Raw genomic sequence first — 11407 nt, forward strand, 5'->3', positions numbered from 1 at the left:
GGGTTATATCCTTCGTCAGCATCTTTATAATTGCTTCTGCTTGGCTCACGGTTGGCAATGGCAAAACTACCATATACCTTCATTAAATTACCAATATGACCAGTTATACCAACTTTAGGATTGATGAAATTGAAATCATGATTTTGGCTAATATCTCTTAAGTCATCATGAGTTCCTTTAATCTTGTAATCAATATGACGGTATTGTAGATCTCCAAAAGCAGAAAGAGAAGGAGTAATCATATAACTGGCTTTACCGTATATGTTAAAGTCTGTCTTTAAGCCATTATTATCATACCACTGATGGCGAATATCTCCATTACTAGCATATTGTGACCAAATGACTTGTCCATAATGGTCTCCATCATATTGGTTCCATCCAGCTCCTATATTGGCTTCCAATTTTCTGTCTTGGTAGTTTAAACTCAAATTGGCTCCATAATAATGATTATCCAACCATTTTCTTTGGATTAGGTCGGTTCTTGTGATGGTATCGCCGCCAATAACTACATCGTCTAATAAATAGTCCTCAAATTTTCTACCCTCTTTAGATTGCTCGTAAAACCCCTTTCCTCTGGTATAGAAAGCGGTAGCATTAAAGCCTAGTTTATCAGTAAAAGAGTGAGTATAATGTAATTGATAATAATCTTGTTGATAATCATCAACTTCATTATCATAGGTATAAGGATTATAGGTTCTGTTGGTGTCTAGGGAAGCTTTTGGCATTCCTCCCCAAGCTTGATAAGTAACTTCTTTACCAGTTAGAATCATAAATTTAAGCACATCTTTTTCTCCATAGTATCCTCCAGAGAAATATAAAGATTTTAAATCGGCAGAAGCACGGTCAATATAACCATCAGAATGAACTTTTGATAAACGACCATCAAATGCTAAATTGTTTTTTAATAAACCGGTTCCAAAACTCACTGTGTTTTTCATGGAATTATAAGAGCCAATACGACCATCATATTTAGCATAAGGCTGATCGTTTAGAGTGGTCGTTTGCATATTGATACTGGCACCAAAAGCCCCAGCTCCATTAGTAGACGTTCCAACCCCACGCTGAATTTGTATATTATCTAATGAAGAAGCCAAATCTGGAAGATCCACGAAATAAACAGAATGACTTTCTGCATCATTCATAGGAACACCATTCATGGTGATATTAATACGAGTCATGTCCGAACCACGAATTCTGAAGCCAGAATAGCCAATACCATTACCAGCATCTGATGTAGCCACTAGAGATGGACTGTTGTTAAGAATGAATGGCAAATCTTGACCATTGTTTCTGTTGTTAATTTCGGCTTTGTTTAAATTTTGAAAAGCAGAAGGAGCATTATCACTAACTCTATTAGCAAAGACAACTACTTCTTCACCCACCAAGCCTTCTTTTAGATTTACTGAAATATGAGAATCATCAGCAAGCTCTAAAGTTTCTTTATAGGTTTGATAACCCACAAAGCTAACTTTAACCTCATAAGTTCCTGTTGCGATATTGTTAAAAGCAAAGGCACCTCTATTATCGGTCACCATCTGAAAACTCTGGATTCCATTAATTTGAATGTGTGCACCAACTAAAGGTGCGCCTGATTCATCATCAGCCACTTGGCCACTCATTTTAATTTGAGAAAATAAAACCATTGGAGCAATGATTCCTAAAATAACTAATAATTGTTTAAACATTTTATTGATTTTGAATGAATTATTAAAAACCAATAGAGTGGTATTGATACTTAATTCCCTCCGCCAGCATTACCTGGATCAGGTTTTAAGAGTGTGTTCTCAGCCCGTAGTATTAAGGCACCTCTATTGTTATTATCGCTGCAAAGGTAGAATTTTTTAATGAATAGAAGTGTTTTTAGATGTTTTTAGGTCTTGACATGAAATATATTGATAGTATATATTTAAAAGTATTATTTTTGGAAGATGTTAGATAGATTTAAATTCATTTTGTTTTTTCTGATGCTGATAGGCATGGGACTTATTTTATTTTTCTATAATTACGAAAGAGATATGAAGTCTTTTTATGAAGGTAAGGATCTGAACCTTAGTTTTGAAGGGAAGAAAGAATTGACTGAACCGAAGCTTGTGTTTATGAAAGATATTATAAGAGCAGCACAATATTCTAATTATCAGATTAACAAGGACAGATCTATTTTAAAAAAAATCAACATTGCTTTTAATAAAAGTAGTTCATTAACAAAGTATCAGATCATAAAAATTGAAAAAATCCTCAAAAAATATGATTTTAAAGAGGAAATTGATCATACAGAACCTTCACAAGTAGCTTTAATCATAGATAAATTGATGTTAAAAGTTCAGATGGTGCCTGTGCGTTTGGCAATAGCTCAAGCTATTATTGAATCAGCATGGGGCGAATCTCGTTTTGCCAAAGAGGGGCATGCCTATTTTGGTATTCATTGTTATGAAGAGGGCTGTGGTATGAAATTCGGTAAGGATGATCAAAAAGTTTTCGTTAAAACCTACCCCAATCTTCAATCTTCTGTGGATGGATATATGTTTTTCCTAAATACAAAAAAAGGCACGAATGGGTTTCGTAAAGCACGTCAGCACTATTATAGCACAGATGATAAAGATTTAATCATTCTAGCAGAAAGCTTAAATTCCTATAGTGAAATAGGAGGGGAGTATCAGAAGATCATCAATAGCCTTTTTAAGAATTATATTCCTAATGAAATAGCTGATTATTAGTAAATCGAAAAACAGATTGCATAATATATGCTTCTTTTCAAATTCTACCGATGTTGAAATGACCTTTATTTTAAAATCAATAAGAATGCATCATTTCCTACTGGCATTACTTGAATCTATGTGACTGATAATCCATGCTTTTTCTTTATATTTATAAAATTTACAACCTTGATTTTCATCGCTATAAATTCAAGCTAAAAATCCTATCTTTGCAGCCCAAAATTTAAAAGCATGACATTAGAAATACAACTCGTAGAAAAAGCGCAATTAGCACTAAAAGAACTATATGGCCAAGATATTGAAGCCAAACAAATTCCCGTTCAACAAACTCGTAAGGACTTAGAAGGTGATTTCACCATTGTTGTTTTTGGTTTTACCAGATTATCGAAAAAATCTCCAGAGCAAACGGCTGAGGAATTAGGCCAAAAAATGCTAGCTGCTGAGCCTTTTATCGATAGCTTTAATGTGATTAAAGGATTTTTAAATTTTGTGATAAAGGATGATTATTATCTCAATATCTTAGAGAATATTGTAAATGCTCAAAAGTATGGATTTACTCCCATGGATGAAAAAGATGTTCTGGTTTTAGAATATTCTTCTCCAAATACTAATAAGCCTTTGCATTTAGGACATATTAGAAATAACCTCTTAGGTTGGTCGGTAGCTGAATTGCTTAAAGCCAATGGTAAGAATGTGAAAAAAGTGAACCTGATCAACGATAGAGGTATTCATATTTGTAAGTCTATGTTGGCTTGGCAAAAATGGGGTGAAAATAAAACTCCTGAATCAACAGATACCAAAGGAGATAAATTTGTTGGCGATTATTATGTGCTTTTCGACCAAAAATATAAAGTAGAAATCAAAACTTTAGTAGAGAGTGGAATAGAGGAGGATGTGGCCAAAAAGCAAGCTCCTCTAATGCTAGAAGCTCAAGAAATGTTACTGAAATGGGAAGCTGGAGATAAAAAAGTTTACGAGCTATGGACTAGAATGAACCAATGGGTTTATGATGGTTTTGATATTACTTATGCCAATATGGGTGTTGACTTCGATAAAGTTTATCATGAATCAGAAACCTATCTCTTAGGAAAGAAATTAGTGGAGGAGGGCCTAGAAAAGGGTATTCTCTTTAAAAAGGAAAATGGCTCCGTTTGGTGTGATTTAACAGATGAGGGGATGGATGAGAAGTTATTGCTTCGTGCGGATGGAACTTCTGTATATATGACACAAGACCTTGGAACGGCGCAATTACGACAAGAGGACTATAGCCCTAATGAGATGATTTATGTGGTAGGAAATGAACAGAACTATCATTTCGATGTTTTAAAGATTGTACTTCAGAAATTAAGTAAAGAATGGGCAAAAAATATTCATCACCTTTCTTATGGTATGGTAGAGCTTCCTCATGGTAAAATGAAGTCGAGAGAAGGAACTGTAGTAGATGCCGACGATTTAATGCAAGAAATGTATGATACGGCTAAAGCAACCACTGAGGAACTTGGCAAAATAGAAGATTTTACTATTGAAGAAGCTGCTGAACTATATAAAACAGTGAGTTTAGGAGCTTTAAAGTATTTTATATTAAAAGTAGATCCTAAAAAACAGATGATGTTTAATCCTGCAGAATCTATTGATTTTAATGGAAATACAGGGCCTTTTATTCAGTATACTTATGCTCGTATCCAATCTATTATTCGTAAGGCTCACGAGAATGGTATTTCTGCCCACTATAATGGTAACCTAAAATTAGAGGCTAAAGAAAAAGCTTTAGTAAAACATTTAGGAAATTATACAGCTGCCATAAAACAAGCTGGGGAACATTATAGTCCCAGTATGGTAGCAAATTATATTTTCGAATTGGTAAAAGAATACAATAAATTCTATCAGGAGCATTCTATTATGAAAGAAGAGGATACCAATAAACAAGCTTTTAGAGTCGAGTTATCCAAGCAAGTTGCGGGAGTTATTGCAAGTGGAATGTCGATATTAGGTATCCAAGTTCCTAATAGAATGTAATTTTTTAAAAAAAATACCAATTGTAATTAGCAGATATATAGTCTTTTAGTTTGTTAATATTTAAAAAGGGGAGAAATAATTGGTCAAAATACTTGACAAAATCTGATTTATGTGTATCTTTGTCAAGAATCGAGATAGATAATTGGTAAATGCAAAGTCAACGAGTTCTTCGTTGGCTTTTTTTTATGTCAATATTTAATCACTTACTTTTATAGTGTATATTCTTTTCCGGAATAAAAATTGATAAAATTGTTCACGTAAAGATTTTTTTTCTTACCTTTGTTAGTGAATCGAGATAGATAATTGGTAAATGCAAAGTCAACGAGTTCTTCGTTGGCTTTTTTTATGTCTCAATTTCCTTTGGTTTTTTCAATGTAAATAATTTTTAGAAAAAAAAGTTTAAAAATATTTGACTTTAGGTTGGCAATATTGTATTTTTGTCAATGAATCGAGATAGATAATTGGTAAATGCAAAGTCAGCGAGTTCTTCGCTGGCTTTTTTTTATGTCCGGTATTTATGGATAGAGTATTGATCTACATTAATTTATTTTGTTTCGGTTGATAATGTAAATTGAATTGAAAGCTTTCAATGTTACAGGCTTAACAGAGAAATAATGTTTTTGAAAAAAAAATAATTCAATTCCAATTATTTTAATATTTTTGCTACATCATTTATAGATAGATGATAAATACAGAAATGCCAACGAGTTCTTCGTTGGCATTTTTTATATCAAAACAAAAGGATTTGTTTACTCCTTATAATAAACACGCTTCACGCGCTGCGAAATGCCAGTCAGTATTTCATAGGGGATAGTTTGACCAATATTGGCCATTTCTCTAATTTTTTTCTGGTTGTCGAAAACAATAACTTCATCACCTTCTTGGCAGTCTAAATCAGATACATCGAGCATGCACATATCCATGCAAACATTTCCAATAATAGGGCAGGGTTTTTCATTGACCATCATGGCAAATTTACCATTACCTAGAAAACGATGAACACCATCTGCATACCCAATGGCCACTGTAGCAACTTGCATTTCTCGTTCAGCTATAAATGCTCTTTCGTAGCCAACACTCTCGCCTCTTTGGATAGTTTTTATTTGAGTGATACAGGTTTTTAGTCTATTAATATTCTTTAGATTTTTTTCCTCCTCAGGAAAAGGAGATAAACCATACAATCCCAGTCCTAATCTCACCATATCCATTTGGTATTCAGCGAACTTTGTGATTCCAGCCGAGTTAAGAATATGTCTTAATAATTCTTGTTCACAACTTTGTTGTATCTGAGCGGCTAAATAATTAAATTTTTCAAATTGCTGTCTACTAAACTCTTCTAACTCAGAATTGTCACTACCTGCCAAGTGACTAAAAACAGATTGAGGTAGCAAAAGATTATTCATTTGAATGCGCTTGATTAGTGCTCCCAAATCTTTTTCTTCAAAGCCGAGGCGATTCATTCCTGTATCCAATTTAATATGGATTTTAACAGGTTTGTCTTTCGGATGAATTGCCTTCTGTATACAACTCTCCAATGCATTTAAAATATTGAAACTGTAGATTTCTGGCTCTAGATCGTGTTTTAAAATACTATCCATGCTTTCTTCATCAGGGCTCATCACCATAATGGGCAAGCTGATGCCAGCTTTTCTCAATTCTACTCCCTCATCAGCGTATGCCACTGCCAAATAATCAGCTCTATGGTACTGCATTAGGTTGGCAATTTCATAGCTACCACTGCCATAGGAAAAGGCTTTCACCATCAACATGACTTTGGTGTCTTTTTCTAATTTCGATCTAAAATAGTTAAAATTAGAAATCATATGGTCCATATTGATTTCCAATACTGTTTGGTGGGTTTGCTGCTGCAGGGCTTTGCTGATCTGTTCGAATTCAAAATAGCGTGCACCCTTTAAAAGAATGCTCTCATTCTTAAATGAGGAAAAGCTAAACTGATTCAGAAATTCCTTAGTATTTTGAAAGAAATGTTTTTCAATTTTAAATTTATCAGCGTATTTTCTGATGGCTGATCCTATTCCAATAAATCGGGTAATATTTTTTTTTTCGATCAGTTGTCCGATTTCACTGTATAAATCCAATTCATTCTTTCCGCTTTGTAAGATATCAGATAAAATGAGGGTGTTTTGTTGATGTTGATTCTGTTGTTCTAGAAAATCGAGTGCAATTTTTAAAGAATTGATATCAGAATTATAGCTATCGTTAATAATACTACAATTATTAATTCCTTCATTTAACTCTAGCCTCATAGCAATAGGAGCCAGACCTAACATCTTCTCTGAAATCACATCAGCTTCATATCCCAATAAAAGTAGAAGACACCAAACCTGAATAGCATTTTCTATTGAGGCATCATCAATAAATAATATTTCTATGGAGATTTCTTTCTCCTTATAAATAGCTTTAATGGTAGAATGCTGCTGTGATTTCTCTACCTTTGTGATGCGAACATCAGCATAGCTTTCCATGCTCCAGGTAAATGATTTTATTTGCTCTAATAATTCAGAACGAATAAGAACCTCTTGAATCCTCTTTTGATCTGGAGAATATATGAGAGTATCTACTTTGGTGAAAAGTTTTAGTTTTTCACCAGCTTTATGAGTATTGTTGATAAAGTTTTCACCATGTGCCTCACCAATATTAGTAAAGATACCGATAGTGGGTTGTATTATTTTTTGGAGATTATTCATTTCTTCAGGTTCCGAAATACCTGCTTCAATAATAGCCATTTCATGATGTGGTTTCATTTGCCAAACACTCAACGGGACCCCAATTTGACTATTATAGCTTTTGGGACTACGATGGATGCTCTTGTCACCCTGTAGAACTTGGTAAATCCACTCCTTCACTATGGTTTTACCATTACTGCCAGTAATGGCTAATACTGGGTAATCCATTTGCAAACGATGATAAGCACTTAAGGCTTGAAGTGCTTTTAGCGTATCCTTAACCAGAATATAATTGGCATTAACCAAGTATTCAAATTGGTCTGGAATTTCACTAACTACAAAACTTCTTAAACCACGTTTATATAGGTTTTTAATATATTTATGTCCGTCGTTTCTCTTACTTTTAAGAGCAAAGAAAATACTACTATTGGCATTGATGAGTTTTCTACTGTCGATTAATAATTCATAAATAATTGTATCATCATCACAACTGCTGTGTAATTCTCCTTTAACTATTTGGTTTATTAAGGAGATGGAATAGTTCAATTCCTTCATTTATATGCTTAAGCCTCCTATGCTTTCGTCTGGTTGACTAGGTAATGCAGAAATATCTTCATCTTTACTATGCTTATCTACTGATTTTTGAGTTTTTAGCGGGTTTTTACCATAATAATCATTTGTCTTTCTGTTTTGAATTATATCTGAGGCTAAATAAATAGCTTCTCTTAAACTACTTTCAGATGCTTTATTTTGATTTACCAAATCTAAAGCAGTACCATGGGCAGGTGAGGTACGGACAATAGGAAGCCCTGCAGTGAAATTCACTCCATCTTTAAATGAAAGTGTTTTGAAAGGTATGAGTCCCTGATCGTGATACATGGCTAATACAGCATCAAATTTTTGATAATTATTGGAAGCGAAAAATCCGTCTGCGGCATAAGGCCCATAAACTAACATTCCTTCTTTTTGTGCTTTTTCAATAGCTGGAATAATAATCTCTTGTTCTTCTTTACCAATTAAACCACCATCAGAAGCGTGTGGGTTTAATCCCAGTACTGCAATTTTAGGCCCTCTAACACCAAAATCATAAATCATAGACTTATGCATGACTCTAAGTTTTGAAAGAATCAATTCAATGGTGATGGATTGTGCCACTTCTTTTATTGGAATATGACCTGTAACGACACCAATTCTAAGCGAATTAGAAACCAATAGCATAATATAATCTTTAGTCTCAAATTTATCAGCTAAATAATCGGTATGGCCAGCATAATTAAACTGCTCTGATTGTATATTGTTTTTATCGATTGGGGCAGTTACCAAGGCTTGAATATAGCCTTTCTGCAAATCTCCAACAGCTCTTTCTAAAGCCAAATAGGCTAATTCACCAGCTTCTTTTGTACTTTTCCCGGGTTCAATATTTATTTCTTTATCACTAATGTTTATCAGATTATACTTTTTGATATTGGTACGATCTGTCCTTTTAATGATATTGAAATTAGTTTTTGGTAAGTCCATGGAGTTCTGATAAAAATTGGCCACTTTTAATGAACCATAAAGGATACAGTTATAAAGCTCATTCATTCGCTTGTCTTCCAGAGCTTTAAGAATGATTTCATAATTGATTCCATTGATGTCTCCATGACTGATTCCTATACTAGGGCGAGGATCCTTCGCTTGTCTTTTCTCCATGCTTTTTGTTTTGTGCAAATATACAAGATTGTTGGAATTTCACTTGTTTTTAGCCTCCTCATTTCAGTGTATTTTGCAATTGATTTCATTCTTTTAACATTTGTATATTTACACAAAATATTTTCATATGATTTTAAAAGGACAAATTGTTGACATAATAAGCCGAAAGATTTTTAAAGGCGAATTACATATCATTGATAATAAGATTTCTAAGATTATTCCCAACGATTCTATCACCGAGACTAATTATATCTTACCAGGATTGGTGGATGCTCACATTCATGTAGAAAGTAGTATGTTGATACCATCTGAGTTTGCTCGCTTGGCAACAGCACACGGAACAGTAGCCACAGTTAGTGACCCCCATGAGATTGCCAATGTGATGGGTATTGAAGGAGTGAATTTTATGATTGAGAATGGAAAACAGGTTCCATTTAAGTTCTATTTTGGAGCGCCTAGTTGCGTTCCTGCCACTACTTTCGAGACTAGTGGTGCAAGTATCGATAGCCAGCAAATAGGTGATTTGTTAGCAAGAGATGATATTAAATATCTTTCTGAAATGATGAACTTCCCTGGCGTTTTATTTAATGATAAAGAAGTTTGGGCCAAGATAAATGCGGCCAAGAAATATGGTAAACCTATTGATGGTCATGCTCCTGGATTAAAAGGTGAAGATGCCGCTAAATATGTGGGTGCCGGAATTACTACCGATCATGAGTGCTTTACCATCGAGGAAGCCATTGATAAAATAAAGAGTGGCATGTTTGTTCAAATTAGAGAAGGTAGTGCAGCGAAAAATTATGAAAGCCTTTCTTCATTAATTGATAGTCATCCTGATTTTGTGATGTTGTGTTCCGACGATAAGCATCCCAATGATCTAGAAAAAGGACATGTAAACCAGGTTATTAAGCGAGCATTGGCTGATGGATACGATTTTATGAATATTCTTCAAGCTTGTATTTTAAATCCTGTACGACATTATAAATTAGATATTGGCCTATTGCAAGTAGGGAATGCTGCTGATATGATATTGGTCGATAATTTGAATGATTTTACTATCTTGAAAACTTTTGTAGATGGTAAATTAGTAGCTGAGAATGGTAAGACTTTGATTGAGAGTATCTCTGTTAAACCTATCAATAAGTTTCATGTAAATGAGATTAAGCCCGAAGATTTGTATATATCCAATACAGGGAATACAATAAAGGTTATGCAAGCTATGGATGGAGAATTAATTACTAATAAAATAGAATATACTCCTCCAAAAGAATCTTCAGGAATTATTAGTGATACCAAAGCCGATGTGCTCAAAATAATGGTACTAAATCGTTATCAAAAATCGAAACCTGCCATTGGGTTTATTCAAGGTTTTGGGTTTACAAGAGGAGCGATAGCATCGAGTGTGGCCCACGATAGTCATAATATTGTAGCCATCGGAATTACTGATGAGGAAATGGTAAAAGCAGTAAATTTAGTAAATGAGTCGGAAGGTGGAGTGAGCTGGGTAGATGGAGATCGAACAGCAGTTTTGGAGCTTCCCGTTGCAGGTATTATGTCACATATGGATGGATATCAGGTAGCTGAAAAATATGAACAATTGGATCAATTGGCTAAATCTCTCGGAACGAAGCTAAATGCACCATATATGACTCTGTCTTTTATGGCTTTGTTGGTGATTCCAGAATTAAAACTCTCCGACAAAGGACTGTTTGATGGAAGTACATTTAGTTTAACAACTTTGGAGGTTTAATACATTTTTCCTGGCTTATCACTTTATTAGAATGGTTATAAACTAGACACTGTGAATTTGGTATTGAAATGCTTTTATTAAATTTGCGGCCTCATAAATGTTAAATGCCGCATGAATAAAATTGATTTTGATTTAGAACATCTTGAGAAAGCAGCCGCTAGGTTAAAAGCGATGGCTCACCCTGTTCGTATTGCTATTATTGAAATGTTAGATGAAAATGGTCCTTTGTGCGTAAGCGAAGTTTTTTGTAAATTAGATATCGAACAAGCCAGCGCATCTCATCACCTAAATATTTTAAAGAATAGAAATATCTTAAAATCAGAAAGAACCGGTAAACACATTATTTATAGTTTAAATAATGAAATTATTGGAGAGATGGTTCAATGTTTGAATCGTTGTCATTAAATGGATTTTTTTTTTCTTATCATTTAACTTTTAATTGACTTTTCCAAGCTATTTAATGATGATAAAGTTAAAACAATGAAATATCAATATAAAATAATAGGGTTACCCATTTAAGTCTCGTGTAATTTAATCGAAGCGTAAGC

General features: G+C 33.9%; 7 protein-coding genes and 1 riboswitch. Of the genes, 4 read left to right on the top strand and 3 right to left on the bottom strand.

What is annotated here, in order from left to right; translation table 11 throughout:
* A partial coding sequence (locus HNS38_RS18605) for a TonB-dependent receptor (RefSeq protein WP_172346879.1) occupies window positions 1-1685 on the bottom strand: 1685 nt, incomplete at its 3' end.
* Between the two features lie 38 nt (window positions 1686-1723).
* Window positions 1724-1820, bottom strand: a riboswitch (TPP riboswitch).
* A 276-nt stretch (window positions 1821-2096) separates the two neighbouring features.
* Between HNS38_RS18605 and HNS38_RS18610 the strand changes: the two genes are divergently transcribed.
* Window positions 2097-2714, top strand: a complete 618-nt coding sequence (locus HNS38_RS18610; RefSeq protein ID WP_172280512.1) for a glucosaminidase domain-containing protein — start codon at window positions 2097-2099, stop codon at window positions 2712-2714.
* 231 nt (window positions 2715-2945) lie between these two features.
* Window positions 2946-4730 (top strand): arginine--tRNA ligase, encoded by a 1785-nt coding sequence (gene argS / locus HNS38_RS18615; protein ID WP_172280510.1) that lies wholly within the window; start codon window positions 2946-2948, stop codon window positions 4728-4730.
* Window positions 4731-5479: 749 nt separating this feature from the next.
* Here argS and HNS38_RS18620 read toward each other — a convergent pair.
* The gene (locus HNS38_RS18620) at window positions 5480-7972 is read right to left on the bottom strand and encodes a bifunctional UDP-N-acetylmuramoyl-tripeptide:D-alanyl-D-alanine ligase/alanine racemase (RefSeq protein WP_172280508.1); all 2493 of its coding nucleotides are present in this window, start codon (window positions 7970-7972) and stop codon (window positions 5480-5482) included.
* Entirely contained in the window at window positions 7973-9109 is a 1137-nt protein-coding gene (gene pdxA, locus HNS38_RS18625) for a 4-hydroxythreonine-4-phosphate dehydrogenase PdxA (RefSeq protein ID WP_172280505.1), read from the bottom strand. It abuts the gene before it with no gap.
* 127 nt (window positions 9110-9236) lie between these two features.
* Here pdxA and ade point away from each other — a divergent pair, with 127 nt between their 5' ends.
* Both ade and HNS38_RS18635 read left to right on the top strand, forming a co-directional pair.
* The gene (gene ade, locus HNS38_RS18630; RefSeq protein WP_172280503.1) at window positions 9237-10859 is read left to right on the top strand and encodes an adenine deaminase; all 1623 of its coding nucleotides are present in this window, start codon (window positions 9237-9239) and stop codon (window positions 10857-10859) included.
* A gap of 111 nt (window positions 10860-10970) precedes the next feature.
* Window positions 10971-11264: a helix-turn-helix transcriptional regulator gene (locus HNS38_RS18635; RefSeq protein WP_172280501.1), complete on the top strand. Its 294-nt coding sequence runs from the start codon at window positions 10971-10973 to the stop codon at window positions 11262-11264.
* Window positions 11265-11407: the final 143 nt, after the last annotated feature.

This window comes from Lentimicrobium sp. L6 (genome assembly GCF_013166655.1).
Classification (GTDB): Bacteria; Bacteroidota; Bacteroidia; order Bacteroidales; family UBA12170; genus UBA12170.

Excerpts from the sequence above, each read along its gene's own strand:
- HNS38_RS18610 (WP_172280512.1), top strand. The coding sequence starts at position 2,097 with ATGAAAGATATTATAAGAGCAGCACAATATTCTAATTATCAGATTAAC.
- argS (WP_172280510.1), top strand. The coding sequence starts at position 2,946 with ATGACATTAGAAATACAACTCGTAGAAAAAGCGCAATTAGCACTAAAA.
- HNS38_RS18620 (WP_172280508.1), bottom strand. The coding sequence starts at position 7,972 with ATGAAGGAATTGAACTATTCCATCTCCTTAATAAACCAAATAGTTAAA.
- pdxA (WP_172280505.1), bottom strand. The coding sequence starts at position 9,109 with ATGGAGAAAAGACAAGCGAAGGATCCTCGCCCTAGTATAGGAATCAGT.
- ade (WP_172280503.1), top strand. The coding sequence starts at position 9,237 with ATGATTTTAAAAGGACAAATTGTTGACATAATAAGCCGAAAGATTTTT.
- HNS38_RS18635 (WP_172280501.1), top strand. The coding sequence starts at position 10,971 with ATGAATAAAATTGATTTTGATTTAGAACATCTTGAGAAAGCAGCCGCT.